The sequence below is a fragment of the Burkholderia sp. BCC0097 genome (genome assembly GCF_902832985.1).
GTDB lineage: Bacteria > Pseudomonadota > Gammaproteobacteria > Burkholderiales > Burkholderiaceae > Burkholderia > Burkholderia orbicola.
Map to the genome: position 1 here is coordinate 290116 of NZ_CADFDM010000006.1, position 13033 is coordinate 303148.

13 protein-coding genes are annotated in these 13033 nt (G+C 71.2%); 7 read left to right on the forward strand and 6 right to left on the reverse strand.

Features of this window, described 5'->3' with window-relative positions:
* Positions 1-66: 66 nt before the first annotated feature.
* Complete coding sequence (locus tag HWX07_RS21780; RefSeq protein WP_175877636.1) at positions 67-1350, forward strand: MFS transporter; 1284 nt, start codon at positions 67-69, stop codon at positions 1348-1350.
* Between the two features lie 76 nt (positions 1351-1426).
* On the opposite strand, the gene HWX07_RS21785 is transcribed toward HWX07_RS21780, so the two are convergent.
* Positions 1427-2065: a glutathione S-transferase gene (locus HWX07_RS21785; RefSeq protein WP_011546356.1), complete on the reverse strand. Its 639-nt coding sequence runs from the start codon at positions 2063-2065 to the stop codon at positions 1427-1429.
* A 111-nt stretch (positions 2066-2176) separates the two neighbouring features.
* Here HWX07_RS21785 and HWX07_RS21790 point away from each other — a divergent pair, with 111 nt between their 5' ends.
* Positions 2177-3097, forward strand: a complete 921-nt coding sequence (locus tag HWX07_RS21790) for a LysR substrate-binding domain-containing protein (RefSeq protein ID WP_175877637.1) — start codon at positions 2177-2179, stop codon at positions 3095-3097.
* Positions 3098-3118: 21 nt separating this feature from the next.
* Here HWX07_RS21790 and HWX07_RS21795 read toward each other — a convergent pair whose 3' ends face one another.
* From HWX07_RS21795 to HWX07_RS21805, 3 genes are read right to left on the reverse strand one after another with little or no spacing between them, the layout of a single operon-like run.
* Positions 3119-5344 (reverse strand): xanthine dehydrogenase family protein molybdopterin-binding subunit, encoded by a 2226-nt coding sequence (locus tag HWX07_RS21795; protein WP_175877638.1) that lies wholly within the window; start codon positions 5342-5344, stop codon positions 3119-3121.
* Complete coding sequence (locus HWX07_RS21800) at positions 5341-6342, reverse strand: xanthine dehydrogenase family protein subunit M (RefSeq protein WP_175877639.1); 1002 nt, start codon at positions 6340-6342, stop codon at positions 5341-5343. Before HWX07_RS21800 ends, HWX07_RS21795 begins: the two co-directional genes overlap by 4 nt.
* Positions 6343-6360: 18 nt before the next feature.
* Entirely contained in the window at positions 6361-7119 is a 759-nt protein-coding gene (locus tag HWX07_RS21805; RefSeq protein ID WP_175877640.1) for a 2Fe-2S iron-sulfur cluster-binding protein, read from the reverse strand.
* A 554-nt stretch (positions 7120-7673) separates the two neighbouring features.
* On the opposite strand from HWX07_RS21805, the gene HWX07_RS21810 reads away from it, so the two are divergent.
* Complete coding sequence (locus HWX07_RS21810) at positions 7674-7958, forward strand: hypothetical protein (RefSeq protein WP_175877641.1); 285 nt, start codon at positions 7674-7676, stop codon at positions 7956-7958.
* Positions 7959-8217: 259 nt separating this feature from the next.
* On the opposite strand, the gene HWX07_RS21815 is transcribed toward HWX07_RS21810, so the two are convergent.
* Positions 8218-8841, reverse strand: coding sequence for an alpha/beta hydrolase (locus HWX07_RS21815; RefSeq protein ID WP_012329348.1), 624 nt, complete (start codon positions 8839-8841; stop codon positions 8218-8220).
* 347 nt (positions 8842-9188) lie between these two features.
* Here HWX07_RS21815 and HWX07_RS21820 point away from each other — a divergent pair, with 347 nt between their 5' ends.
* From HWX07_RS21820 to HWX07_RS21835, 4 genes are read left to right on the forward strand one after another with little or no spacing between them, the layout of a single operon-like run.
* Positions 9189-10130 (forward strand): glyoxylate/hydroxypyruvate reductase A, encoded by a 942-nt coding sequence (locus tag HWX07_RS21820; protein WP_175877642.1) that lies wholly within the window; start codon positions 9189-9191, stop codon positions 10128-10130.
* A gap of 29 nt (positions 10131-10159) precedes the next feature.
* Positions 10160-11092 carry a hydroxymethylglutaryl-CoA lyase gene (locus HWX07_RS21825; protein ID WP_175877643.1) on the forward strand — a complete coding sequence of 311 codons (933 nt, stop codon included), beginning with the start codon at positions 10160-10162 and terminating at the stop codon, positions 11090-11092.
* Between the two features lie 26 nt (positions 11093-11118).
* A complete protein-coding gene (locus tag HWX07_RS21830; protein ID WP_175877644.1) occupies positions 11119-11625 on the forward strand; it encodes a YbaK/EbsC family protein in 507 nt (168 codons plus the stop codon).
* Positions 11622-11828 (forward strand): DUF1289 domain-containing protein, encoded by a 207-nt coding sequence (locus HWX07_RS21835; RefSeq protein ID WP_175877645.1) that lies wholly within the window; start codon positions 11622-11624, stop codon positions 11826-11828. Before HWX07_RS21830 ends, HWX07_RS21835 begins: the two co-directional genes overlap by 4 nt.
* Before the next feature lie 254 nt (positions 11829-12082).
* Here HWX07_RS21835 and HWX07_RS21840 read toward each other — a convergent pair whose 3' ends face one another.
* Positions 12083-12985 carry a DMT family transporter gene (locus tag HWX07_RS21840; protein ID WP_175877646.1) on the reverse strand — a complete coding sequence of 301 codons (903 nt, stop codon included), beginning with the start codon at positions 12983-12985 and terminating at the stop codon, positions 12083-12085.
* Positions 12986-13033: the final 48 nt, after the last annotated feature.

The following is a 13033-nucleotide window of genomic DNA, read 5'->3' on the forward strand; positions in this document are numbered from 1 at the left end:
TCCGATTTTCAGGATGAATGTAGGCCGCCAGACTATGGACGTCAACATCGAACCGGGCTTGTCGCCATGGATACCTCGTGCATCGCTTCTCCCTCCTCGCCGGTCCGCGACGTGCGCGGGCCCGCCCATCGCTGGCGCGTGCTGGCGGCCGGCGTCGCCGCGAACATGAGCTTTTCGGCCGCCGCGGCCGGCATTCCGACCACGGCCGTGTGGATGCGCTCGGCCTATCACCTCGACAACGGCGCGCTCGGCCTCGTGCTCGGCGCGCTCGGCTTCGGCGTCGCGCTGTCCGAGCTGCCGTGGGGAATCGCCGCCGACCGCTTCGGCGACCGCCGCGTGCTGCTGACCGGGCTCGTCGCGACGGCCGCGATGCTCGCGCTGATGGTGTGCACGATCGTCCCGACCGCACACGCGGTGCCGCCGCTGATGCGCGTGGTCGCGGCAATGTGCTGCGTCGGCCTGCTCGGCGGCAGCGTGAACGGCTCGAGCGGGCGCGCGGTGATGCGCTGGTTCGGCGAACGCGAACGCGGGCTCGCGATGAGCATCCGCCAGACGGCCGTCCCGCTCGGCGGCGGCCTCGGCGCGGCGCTGCTGCCGTCGCTCGCGTCGCATGCCGGCTTCGCCGCGGTGTTCGGTGCGCTGATGCTGCTGTGCGCGGGATCGGCCGCGCTCACCTGGCGCTGGCTGCACGAGCCGCCCGCCGAGCCGGCCGCGGCGCACCTCGCCCCCCACGTCGCCACGCCTCGCGGGGCCCAACGGCCGCACGCCGCCAGCCCCGCGCGCAATCCGCTCGCGAGCGGCTCCGTATGGCGCATCGTGCTCGGCATCGGCCTGTTGTGCGCGCCGCAGTTCGCGGTGCTCACGTTCGCGACGGTGTTCCTGCACGACTTCGGCCGGCTTGGCCTCGCCGGCATCAGCGCGGCGATGGTGGCGCTCCAGCTCGGTGCGATGGCGATGCGCGTCTGGAGCGGCCGCCATACCGACCGGCACGGCAACCGCCGCGCCTACCTGCGCGGTTCCGTGTTCGTCGCGGCCGGATCGTTCGCGCTGCTCGCGGCGGCCACGGCCGGCAGCCCGCATGTGCCGCTCGCCGCGATCGTCGCGATTCTCGTGTTCGCCGGCATCTGCGTGTCGGCCTGGCACGGCGTCGCGTACACGGAGCTCGCGACGCTCGCCGGCGCGAACCACGCGGGCACCGCGCTCGGGATGGCGAACACGATCGTCTACCTCGGGCTGTTCGCGACGCCGCTCGCGATTCCGCCGCTGCTCGCCGCGAGTTCGTGGAGCGTGGTGTGGCTCGCGGCCGCGCTGGTCGCCGCCGCGACCTATCCGCTGTTCGCGGCGAAATAGCCGCCGCCCGTTTTACTCGGGCGACGCGGGCGTCCCACGCGGGCGTCCCGGCAACGCCCGTCGACGCCCGCCCCTGTCAAGCCGCCTCGCGCGCCAGCGCGCGCCGCGCGGCCGGCCGTTCGGCCTCGCGCTGTGCATGAGCGGTCCACGCGGGATGCCGGGTCATGTCGAGCCCGATCGCGACGCCCCAGCGATACAGCACGAGCAGGAACGGATCGACGATCGAATGCGCGCCCGGCTCGGCCCACGTGCGGCCGTCGGCCAGCAGGGCTTCGATCGACGCGTTCGCGGCGTCGATCGTGCCGCGCCCATGCGCGCTGACCGCGCCGTGCAGCGCCGGATCGTCGATGAAGCGGCCCGGCCGCCACAGCGCGCCATAACCGACACCATGCACCCAGCCGACCAGCCAGGCGAGCCATTCGTGGCACCGCGCCTCGCGCAGCGGATCGTCGAGCGGCAGCAATTGCGCATCCGGATAGCGGCGCGCGAGATACGTGAGAATCGCCGGCGTTTCGGTCAGCACGCGCGGCTCGCCCGGAATCGCGAGCACGGGCACGCGCGCTTTCGGGTTGATCGCGAGATAGCGCGCTTCGAGGTTCTGCTGCTCGCGCACGGACACGATCTCGACGTCGAACGGCGCGCCGGTTTCCTCCAGCGCGATGTGGGCGGCGAGCGAGCAGGCGCCCGGCGAAAGATAGAGACGATAGGCGTTCATGGCGGTGTGGCCCGACGGGCTGTGGAAGACGGAACCGAGTGTAGGAACGCACGCCGCTGCGCGGCAAACGATGAATTGTCGTGCTCGGACATTAGTGTTACTAATACCCGCATGCGACGCATCCACCTCCCTCCGTTGCAGACGCTGCGCGCGTTCGAGAGCGCCGTGCGGCTGCAGAGCTTCACGCGCGCGGCCGACGAGCTCGCGCTCACGCAAGGCGCGGTCAGCCAGCACATTCGCGCGCTCGAGGCGCAGCTCGGCTATCCGCTGTTCACGCGCGAACGCAACGGCGCGACGCCGACGCACGCCGCGCATGCCCTCGCACTGCAGGTTCGCCAGGGCCTGAGCGTGCTCGAACGCGCGTTCGAGCCGACGCTGGCGGTGCGCCGCCGCCCGCGCACCTGCGACGTGACGCTGAACGTGAGCGTGCTGCCGAGCGTCGCCGAGCGCTGGCTCGCGCCGCGCCTGCCGCGCTTCTCCGCCGCGCATCCGCACATCTCGATCGTGCTGCATCCGGACGTGGCGCTCGCGCCGCTGCGCAAGCGCGACCGCATCGACGTCGCATTGCGCTATGGGCCCGGCACGTGGCCCGGCGTCGTCGCCGAGAAGCTGATGAACGAGACGATCTTTCCGGTCGCGAGCCCCGCGTACCGCAATCGCGACGGCATCGCGCCGCGCACGCCGGCCGACCTCGTGCGCGCGACGTTGCTGCGCCATCCCGCGCAGCCGTGGGAACCGTGGTGTCAGGCCGCGCGGCTCGACCTCACCGAATCCGCGCGCGCGCCGCGCTTCACCGATGTGAACGCGCTGATCGACGCGGCGCTGAAAGGCCGCGGCATCGCCCTCGCGCGCCGCTCGCTGATCGAACCGGAACTCGCCGACGGCACGCTCGTGCGCGTGTCGACGGTACGCATCACCGACGTGTACGCGCACTACGTCGTGTGGCGCCCGGGCCATTCGCACGAAGCCGCGATCCGCACGTGGCTCGACTGGCTGCGCAGCGAAGTGCGGCGCAGGACGCCGCGGCGCTAACGCCGATGCCGATGCCGACACTCACGCGCGTATCGGCGTCGCGACCTTGTCGAGCGTGATCGGCAGATCGCGCACCCGCACGCCGGTCGCGTGATAGACCGCATTGGCGATCGCGGCCGGCACGCCGGTGATGCCGATCTCGCCGATGCCGCGAATGCCGAGCGGATTGAAATGCGTGTCGTTTTCGTCGACGAAACTCACGTCGAGCTCGCCGATGTCCGCGTTCACGGGCACGTGATATTCCGCGAGATTCGCGTTCGTGAAGCGGCCGTGGCGCACGTCGAGATGCGAGCCTTCCTCGAGCGCGGTGCCGAGCCCCCACACCATCCCGCCGATCAACTGGCTGCGCGCGGTCTTCGCGTTGAGCAGGCGGCCGACGCTGTAGACGCCGACGATGCGCGGGACGCGAATCGTGCCGAGCTCGGCGTCGACGTGCACTTCGGCAAACACCGCGCCGAACGAATGGGACGCATAGCGCGACTTCTCGTCGCCGGGCTTCGCCGTCGCCTGCGCGTCGATCGGCTGGCCGCCAGCACGCGCGATCACCGCCGCGGCAGGATCGCGCCGCGAGGGTTCGCCGCGATGCACGACCCAGCCGTTGTCGACCGTCACGTCGTCGGCCGCGGCGCCGTGCAGCGGCGATCCGGGGTCGGCGATCGCCAGCGCGATCAGCTTCGCGCGCGCCTGGAGCGCGGCCTCGCGCACGGCGGGCGCGACGCTTGCCGCCGATTGCGAGCCGCCCGATACCGGCGCGCGCGGCAGACTGGAATCGCCGAGCGAAAAGCGCACGTTCTGCGGCGCGAAACCGAGCGCATCGGCCGCGACCTGCGTCATCACCGTGTAGGTGCCGGTGCCGATGTCCTGCGTGCCCGACGCGACTTCGGCCGTGCCGTCCGGCAGGATGCGCGCACGCGCCGACGCTTCGCTGCGGTTCGCCGGATACGTGGCGGCCGCCATCCCGAGGCCGATCAGCGTGTCGCCATCACGCATCGTGCGCGGCGCGCCGGTGCGGCGCGACCAGCCGAAGCGCCGCGCGCCGGCCTCGTAGCATTCGCGCAGCTTGTTGCTCGACCACGGCTTGCCGTCCTGCGGATCGACCTCCGCGTAATTCGCGAGCCGCAGCGCGACCGGGTCCATGCCGAGCCGCCACGCGAGCTCGTCCATCGCCGATTCCAGCGCGAACGAGCCCGACGCCTCGCCGGGCGCGCGCATGAACGTCGGCGTGCCGACGTTCAGCGACACGATCCGGTGCGTGGTTGCCTGGTTCGGCACCGCGTACATGATCCGCGACAGCATTCCGCACGTTTCCGTCCAGTCCTCGAACGTCGACGTGGTGGCGATCGTGTCGTGGCGCATCGCGGTCAACGTGCCGTCCTGCCGTGCGGCCAGCACGATGCGCTGTTCGGTGAACGGCCGCCCGCCGACCGGGCCGAACATCTGCGGCCGCGTCAGCGCGAGACGAACCGGCCGCCCGACCTGCTTCGCGGCCATCGCGCACAACGACACGTGCGACCACGACGAACCCTTGCAGCCGAAGCCGCCGCCGAGGAACGGCGAAATCACGCGCACGTGTTCCGGTGCAATGCCGAACACGGCGGCCACCGCCGTGCTCGCGCCCGACACGCCCTGCGTCGCGTCGTGCAGCGTGAGCGTCGGGCCGTCCCAGCGCGCCATCGTCGCGTGCGGCTCGATCGGGTTGTGGTGCTGCATCGGCGTCGTATAAGTCGCGTCGATACCCACCGCGCCTTCGCGCAGGCCGGCCTCGACGTCGCCGCGCTGCGTGTCCATCGCGCGGCCCTGCTGCTTCGGCGGCACGCGCGCGCCGCGCTTCGCCTGCGCGAAATCCACCACCGCCTCGCTCGCGCGATAACGCACCTGCACCGCATGCGCGGCGTCGGTCGCCTGCTCGAGCGTTTCGGCGACGACGACCGCGACCGGTTCGTTGCTGTAGCGCACCGTGTCGTCCTGCAGCAACGTGAGCCGGCGCCCGGCGGGCGGCGACAGCGGCGGGCGGCCGCCGTTGGGCAGCCGCATCGCGTTCTCGTGCGTGATCACGATCAGCACGCCCGGCATCGCGCGGGCGCGCGCCGCATCGATCGATTCGATGCGGCCGGACGCGATCGTGCTCGTCACGAGCACCGCATGCGCGAGCCGCGCATCGGAGAATTCGGCTGCGTAGTGCGCGCCGCCCGTCACCTTCAGCACACCATCGACCCGGTCGAGCGGTTGTCCCGTCAACGTGTTCATGCGGCACCTCCCGTCGCGGCCGCTGCCGTCTTGACCGCACGGACGATCGCCCGCTGCGCGAGCGCGACCTTGAAGCCATTGCCGTCGAGCGGCCGCGCATCGCGCAACGCCAGGGCGGCCGCCTCGCGCAGCGTCGCGTCGGTCGGGCTGCGGCCCGCGAGATGCGCTTCCGCCTCCGTCGCGCGCAGCGGCTTGTGCGCGACGCCGCCGAGCGCGATCCGCGCGTCGGCGACGCGCGGGCCGTCCATCCGCAACGCGGCCGCGACCGACACCAGCGCGAACGCGTAGCTCGCGCGATCCCGCACTTTCAGATAGTGCGCATGATCGGCGAAGCGCGGCGGCGGCAAGTCCACCGCGGTGATCAGTTCGCCCGGTTCCAGCGTCGTGTCGAGATCGGGACGATCGCCCGGCAAGCGGTGAAAGGACGCGATCGGAATCTGCCGTGCGCCGCGCGGGCCGCTCACCTGCACGACGGCGTCGAGCGCGGCGAGCGCGACGCTCATGTCCGACGGGTTCACCGCCACGCACTGCGGGCTCGCGCCGAGGATCGCGTGCATCCGGTTGTGGCCGCCGATCGCCGCGCAGCCGCTGCCCGGGTCGCGCTTGTTGCACTGCGCGAACGCGGGATCGTAGAAATACGGGCAGCGCGTGCGCTGCATCAGGTTGCCGCCGACAGTCGCCATGTTGCGCAATTGCGCGGACGCGCCGGCGAGCAGCGCCTGCGACAGCAGCGGATAGTCGGCGCGCAGGCGCGGATGATCGGCCGCATCGCTGTTGCGCACGAGCGCACCGATGCGCACCCCGCCGCCGGACAGCGCGTCGACCGTATCGAGGCCCGCGATGCGCGTGATGTCGATGAGCGTGACGGGCCGCGCGACGCCGCCCTTCATCAGGTCGAGCAGGTTCGTGCCGCCGCCGATGAATGCCGCGCCGGGCCGCTGCGCCGCGCGCACGGCGCCGGCGACGTCCGTCGCGCGTTCGTAGGAAATCGCTTCCATTGCGCTGCCCTCCGTCGGCTAGCCGTGCGCCGCATGCGCGGCGCGCACGGCGGCGACGATGTTCGGGTACGCGCCGCAGCGGCACAGGTTGCCGCTCATGCGCTCGCTGATCTCGTCGTCCGACAGGTTCGCGGGACGGCGCCGCACGTCGTCGGTGGCCGCGCTCCCCGCGCCCGCCGCGAACTCGTCGAGCAGCGCGGTCGCCGAGCAGAGCTGGCCGGACGTGCAGTAGCCGCACTGGAACGCATCGCATTCGACGAACGCGCGCTGCACCGGGCTCAGCTCGCCGCCGCGCGCCAGCCCCTCGACGGTCGTGATCCGCGCGCCTTCGTGCATCACCGCGAGCGTCAGGCAGGCGTTGATGCGCCGCCCGTCGACGAGCACCGTGCACGCGCCGCACTGCCCGCGATCGCAGCCCTTCTTCGTGCCCGTGAGCCCCGCGTATTCGCGCAGTGCGTCGAGCAGCGTGACGCGCGGTTCGAGCTGCAGCGTGTACGCGCGCCCGTTGATGTCGAGACGCACCGGCTGCGCCGGCACCGTATCGCGGCGCGGCGCAGCCGGCGTGGATGCCGCGTACGGCGGCTGCGGATGAACGTGCGATGCGGCGCTGACGGTCGCGGCGGCCGCCGCGGATTGCAGGAAGCGGCGCCGCGCGGCGCTGGACGGCGTATCGTGCGGCAGCGGCGGCGCCGCCGCTGAACGGCCGGGCCCGAGCGGCGACGGGGCGGCATCGCGCGCCGGTTCGGCGGACGGAGAATCGGATCGATCGCTGGACATGACTTCTGCTCGCTCCATGGTGGATGGACGCGGATGTGCCGCCCGTGCCTGAATGGCAGCACGGTCGGCACGCGCATCGGCAAAGAGCAATTCGGGTGCCGCGAAATTGGGGGGACACGGTCCCGGTGCGGTACCGGCCACCGGTGCGCGGCGCATACCGAGGCAGCAGCCGGCCGCGTTGCCGGTGATAGCGGCTCCATGACGCCACGCTGGCACGCGGCTGGCCGTTCGCTGACGAAGCGGCAATAACGCCCGGTTTTTGGGCGTGACGGGCCGCGCATCGGTCGCAAGTTGCCGGGCGCATTGGCCATGCCGCGCATGGCGCGCGCGTCGCCGCGGCCGGGTCGCGGCGTGGCGCGCCGTGTAAATGTGCGCAGCATCCGCGTCTGCTGGAAAATTCCGCCATGCGTGCCGGCGGATCGCTGCGACGGCCTTCGGTCAGCCTGACGAAAGCCTGGCGCGATCACGCCCCGAACGCAGACGATTCACCGAAACGTCGCATCGCGGCGGCATACTCGAAAACGTTTCCCGATCAGCCTGCCAGGAGAGAAGTCATGCGTCGCGTTTCCGTCGCCGTCGTTCTGTGTGCCGCCGTGTTCGTCACAGCCTGCAGCGACGACGCACCGCACGACGCCAACGCGACCGACGCCGCGCCGCAGGCTGGCGCCTCGAGCGGCGCCGCCAGCGCGTTCAACAGCGACACGACCGCGAATACCGCCGCGTCCGACGCCGCGCCGCTCGCGCCGCCCGTCGTGCACTACCCGCCCGATGACGACGACGATGCGAAGCCCGCCGCGAATGCAGCCGCCTCCAGCACGGCCGCGTCGTCGCCGGGCTGATTCCGTCGCCACCTGATAGCAGTCGGTATCGCTCGGGAAGAGCGGCGGGCGCTCACGTCGAGCCAGCGCTGGCATGACGTAACGGTCGGCGACGGCGCGAACGGCACGGTGTCGCGCCGCCTCACGGGGCACGTCGAGCACGGCCGGCCGAGCGATTCGCACCCGGCCGCAGTCAGGCAGGCCCGCCTGCGCATTGCAAGCGCGACGGCCCGCCATGCCGCGCCAGCCACCGCACGGCATGCGCCGCGCAACCCGTCCGTCAGACCGCGTGCGCGAGCGCGCGATCGACGAGCGCGGCCTCGAAGCCGTCGTCCGCGTCGCGAAAGCGCAGCGGCGCCGCGCAATGCACCAGCGTGTCGATGAAGTATTTCGCGCGCGGCCACGGCCCGAAGCCGGCCGCCGTGTTGATGTGCCCGGCGTCGCCGAGGTTCACGAATGCGCTGCCCAGGCGCTGCGCGAGCGCGCGCGCATCGGCGAGCGGCATCCACGGATCGGTCTCACTGCCGATCACGATCGACGGCACCGCGAGCCGGCGCGCGTCGAACGGCCCGGCAAAGGTGAATTTCTTCGGGCTGGCCGGCGCGACGAACAGCACGCCCGCGACATCGCCCACATGCGGCCACTGCGCGAGCGCATGTGCAGCCGCGAGGCAGCCGAAGCTGTGCGCGGCGAGCACGAACGGGCCGCGCTCGCGATCGAGCAGCGCGCGCACCGATTGCGCCCAGCCCGCGAGATCGGGCGCATCCCAGTCGTGCTGCTCGACGCGCAACGAGCGCGGGAACTGTCGCTCGAGCCAGGTCTGCCAGTGGGCGCCTTCGCTGCCGTGCAGGCCCGGAACGGTGACGAGCCGCGGCGGCCACGCCGATTTGCTGCATGCGCGCATGATTGCCCTCGCTTGCTTGAAGACGAGGTTCGATTGTGGCGTCGGGTACGCGGCGACCGAACCAATATTTTGTGCTTTGCTTTTGCTCGGCCGACGGCCCGGCGGCGGCCCGCCGACCGCGCGATCGCGGCCCGCGCCGGCCGCTCCGCCCGCACCGACGGCGCAATGTGCTGCGAAACCGTAGAATGTGGGCTTCCCGTCAGCTTCACACGAAACCGGTCCCCGCGCCGACGCGCCGGGGCGGTCGTCAGGAGTCGCCCGATGTCCGCTACGTCCGCCGGCGCGCCGCGCCCGGCCCTACTCGTCGTTCCCGCGACGCGCCTCGCCGGCGCGCGCGCCCTCACGCAATGAAGATCCTGTTCCATTCACCGCATCAGGACGCCGGCGCATGGCGCGACGAGATCGCACGTGCGCTGCCGGAAGCCGAACTGCGCGCGTGGCAGCCGGGCGATACGGCCGCCGCCGACTACGCGCTCGTGTGGCGCCCGCCGCGCGAGTTGTTCGCGCCGCGCGACGGCCTGCGCGCGATCTTCAACCTCGGCGCGGGCGTCGATGCGCTGCTTGCGCTCGAGCACGCGCATCCGGGCACGCTGCCCGCGCACGTGCCGCTGGTGCGGCTCGAGGATTCCGGCATGGCGCAGCAGATGGTCGAATACGTGACGCACGCGGTGCTGCGCTACCTGCGCCGTTTCGACGAATACGACCTGCAACAGCGCGAGCGCCGCTGGCAGCCGCTCGAACCGCATGCACGCGCGAGCTTCACCGTCGCGGTCCTCGGACTCGGCGTGCTCGGCGCCGAAGTCGCCCGCGCGCTCGCCACGCTCGGCCTGCCGGTGCGCGGCTACAGCCGCAGCGCGAAGCAGCTCGACGGCATCGCGACCTTCGCCGGCGACGGCGCGTTCGACGCGTGCATCGACGGCGCGAAGGTGCTCGTCAACCTGCTGCCGAGCACGCGCGACACCGACGGCATCCTGTCGGCGCGCGCGTTCGCGCGGCTCGCGCCCGGTGCATACGTCGTCAACGTCGCGCGCGGCGCGCATCTCGTCGAAGCGGACCTGCTCGACGCACTCGCGAGCGGCCGGATCGCCGCGGCCACGCTCGACGTGTTCCAGCACGAACCGCTGCCGGACGACCATCCGTTCTGGCGCGCGCCGCGCATCACGATCACGCCGCACAGCTCGGCCGAGACGCTGCGCGCGGAAGCCGTCGAGCAGATCGCCGGCAAGATCCGCGCGTTCGAGCGCGGCGCGCCCGTCAGCGGCATCGTCGACTACGCACGCGGCTACTGAATTCCGCCTACACAAAACCGGAGACAACCATGACGTTCCCCACCGCCGTCAAGATCGTCGAAGTCGGCCCGCGCGACGGGCTGCAGAACGAGAAGACCTTCGTGCCGACCGACGTGAAGATCGCGCTCGTCGACCGGCTGTCGCGCGCCGGCTTCCGCAACGTCGAGGCCGCGTCGTTCGTGTCGCCGAAATGGGTGCCGCAGATGGCCGACGGCGCCGACGTGATGGCCGGCATCGAGCGCCGCGCGGGCACCGTGTACTCGGTGCTCACGCCAAACCTGAAGGGCTTCGAGAATGCGCTCGCCGCCCGCGCGGACGAAGTCGTGATCTTCGGCGCGGCGAGCGAAGCGTTCTCGCAGCGGAACATCAATTGCAGCATCGCCGAGAGCATCGCGCGCTTCGAGCCGGTCGCGAAGGCCGCGAAGGACGCCGGCGTGCGGCTGCGCGGCAGCGTGTCGTGCGCGCTCGGCTGCCCTTACCAGGGCGAGGTGCCGGTCGCATCGGTCGTCGACGTCGTCGAGCGGTTCGCCGCGCTCGGCTGCGACGAGATCGACATCGCCGACACGATCGGCGTCGGCACGCCGAAGCGCACGCGCGAAGTGCTCGCGGCCGTCACGCGCGTGTTTCCGCGCGAACGCCTGTCGGGCCACTTCCACGATACCTACGGCCAGGCGCTCGCGAACATCTACGCGGCGCTGTTCGAAGGGATCGAGATCTTCCACGCGTCGGTCGCGGGCCTCGGCGGCTGCCCGTACGCGAAGGGTGCGACCGGCAACGTCGCGACCGAGGACGTGCTGTACCTGCTGCAGGGCCTCGGCATCGAGACCGGCGTCGATCTCGCGCAGGTCGTCGCGGCCGGTGATTTCATCTCGAACGCGATCGGCCGCGCGAACGTGTCGCGCGCCGGTCGTGCACTGCTCGCCAAGGCGCAGAGCGCGGCCGACGCCGCGAACTGCGTCTGATCACCTCGTTCCACGGATTCCCCGACATGACGACACCCGCTTCATTCGATTCCCTCCCCGATTCCGCGCGACGCGTCGCGCTGCTGCTGCGCGAGCGCGGCCATGCGAAAGGCATCGTGATGCTCGCCGAAACCGGCAAGACGTCGGCCGAGGCCGCGGCCGGGCTCGGCTGCTCGGTCGCGCAGATCGCGAAGTCGATCCTGTTTCGCCGGCAGGCCGACGGCGTGCCCGTGCTGGTGATCGCGAGCGGCGTCAACCGCGTGGATGAAAGGAAGGTCGCCGAGCGGGTCGGCCCGGTCGGCCGCGCGGACGCGAAGTTCGTGCGCGACAACACCGGCTATGCGATCGGCGGCGTCTGCCCGATCGGCCATCTGGTCGAACCCGTCACGCTGATCGACGCCGACCTGCTCGCGCTCGACAGTCTGTGGGCCGCCGCCGGCCATCCGCACGCGGTGTTCAACCTGTCGCCGCACGAGCTCGTGTCGCTGACGGGCGCGCCGGTCGCGGACGTCGCGTTGCGGGAGTCCGCATGAGCGACGTGACGATGCCGGTCGCCACGGTCGCGTCGCCGTGCACCGACGTCTGCCGGATCGATCCGCGCACCGGCTGGTGCGCGGGCTGCCTGCGCACGCGCGGCGAGATCAAGGGATGGCGCGAGTCGGACGACGACGCGAGGCGCGCGCTGCTCGCGCGGCTCGACGCGCGGCGGCGCCTGATCGCGGGCAGCGAGACATAAAAAAAAGCCGTTCAACCTCACGGGCGAACGGCATCGAGATCGGAATCCTGTGAACGTGATCAACGTCACAGCCCGCATCATACGAGCGACGCGACCGCATCGCATCGGGTGTTTCCCTACAACTTCTTACAGCGCTTTTCACGGCTGCGCGCGACGTCGGCGGGGCGGCATTCGGCGTGCAATCCTCATTCCCGATTCGCGCATTCGACGGGCCGCGGCGTAACCGCGCGGCCGCGTCGAATCGTCTGACCGTTTCAGTTGCCGACCGCCGCGCGACGCGTGGGCACGATGCGCCAGCCGAGGTTCACACCGGCCGCCGCGAGCAGGATCAGCAGCGCGCCGAACACCTGCGTCCACGCGAGCGTCTGCCCGAACGCGATGCGATCGACGACGATCGCGACGACCGGATAGACGAACGACAGCGCCCCCGTCATCGCGGTCGGCAGCTTCTGGATCGCGCCGTACAACAGCACGTACATCAGCCCCGTGTTGACGACGCCGAGCACGATCAGGTCGAACCATTGCCCGGCCGTCGCGGGCAAGGTGTCGAAGTGCGCGAACGGCGCGAGCAGCAGGATACCGAGGCCGGCCTGCAGCAATGCGAGCAGATGCGGCGGCGTGCCCTTCAGGTGCTTCGTGACGATCGACGAGATCGCATACAGGAACGCCGCGCCGAGCGACAGCGCGACGCCTTCCAGATATTCGCCGGGCACCGCGAGCACGGCCGGCTCGACGCGCACCACGAACACCAGCCCGGCGAACGCGAGTGCGAGCCACGCGACCGTCGACGCCGTGATCCGCTCGCGGAACACGATGGCGCCGAGCGCGACGAGCATGAACGGCTGGGTGTTGTAGACGGCGGTCGCCATCGAGATCGACGCGCGCGAATAAGCGGCGAAGAGCAGCAGCCAGTTCGCGACGATCGCGACGCTGCCGAGCGTCGCGAGCGCGAGCATCCGCGGCGAGAACAGCGAGCGGCGCAGGAAGCCGAACGCCGCGCAGACGATCGCGAGCGTCGCGGCGCCGAACAGGCAGCGGAAGAACACGACATTGGTCAGCGGCTGCTGCGACGACATCACGAGCCAGCCGATCGTGCCGGACATCAGCATCGCGACGATCATCTCGGCGGCGCCGCGGCGCATTTCATTCGAGGCCATCATGAACTCCGTTGAAGAGAGTGGATGACTTCGATTCTAGAAACTTGC

What these genes read in the sequence shown, in the direction of transcription:
- HWX07_RS21780 (WP_175877636.1), top strand. Translation starts at nt 67, where the DNA reads ATGGATACCTCGTGCATCGCTTCTCCCTCCTCGCCGGTCCGCGACGTG.
- HWX07_RS21785 (WP_011546356.1), bottom strand. Translation starts at nt 2,065, where the DNA reads ATGAACGCCTATCGTCTCTATCTTTCGCCGGGCGCCTGCTCGCTCGCC.
- HWX07_RS21790 (WP_175877637.1), top strand. Translation starts at nt 2,177, where the DNA reads ATGCGACGCATCCACCTCCCTCCGTTGCAGACGCTGCGCGCGTTCGAG.
- HWX07_RS21795 (WP_175877638.1), bottom strand. Translation starts at nt 5,344, where the DNA reads ATGAACACGTTGACGGGACAACCGCTCGACCGGGTCGATGGTGTGCTG.
- HWX07_RS21800 (WP_175877639.1), bottom strand. Translation starts at nt 6,342, where the DNA reads ATGGAAGCGATTTCCTACGAACGCGCGACGGACGTCGCCGGCGCCGTG.
- HWX07_RS21805 (WP_175877640.1), bottom strand. Translation starts at nt 7,119, where the DNA reads ATGTCCAGCGATCGATCCGATTCTCCGTCCGCCGAACCGGCGCGCGAT.
- HWX07_RS21810 (WP_175877641.1), top strand. Translation starts at nt 7,674, where the DNA reads ATGCGTCGCGTTTCCGTCGCCGTCGTTCTGTGTGCCGCCGTGTTCGTC.
- HWX07_RS21815 (WP_012329348.1), bottom strand. Translation starts at nt 8,841, where the DNA reads ATGCGCGCATGCAGCAAATCGGCGTGGCCGCCGCGGCTCGTCACCGTT.
- HWX07_RS21820 (WP_175877642.1), top strand. Translation starts at nt 9,189, where the DNA reads ATGAAGATCCTGTTCCATTCACCGCATCAGGACGCCGGCGCATGGCGC.
- HWX07_RS21825 (WP_175877643.1), top strand. Translation starts at nt 10,160, where the DNA reads ATGACGTTCCCCACCGCCGTCAAGATCGTCGAAGTCGGCCCGCGCGAC.
- HWX07_RS21830 (WP_175877644.1), top strand. Translation starts at nt 11,119, where the DNA reads ATGACGACACCCGCTTCATTCGATTCCCTCCCCGATTCCGCGCGACGC.
- HWX07_RS21835 (WP_175877645.1), top strand. Translation starts at nt 11,622, where the DNA reads ATGAGCGACGTGACGATGCCGGTCGCCACGGTCGCGTCGCCGTGCACC.
- HWX07_RS21840 (WP_175877646.1), bottom strand. Translation starts at nt 12,985, where the DNA reads ATGGCCTCGAATGAAATGCGCCGCGGCGCCGCCGAGATGATCGTCGCG.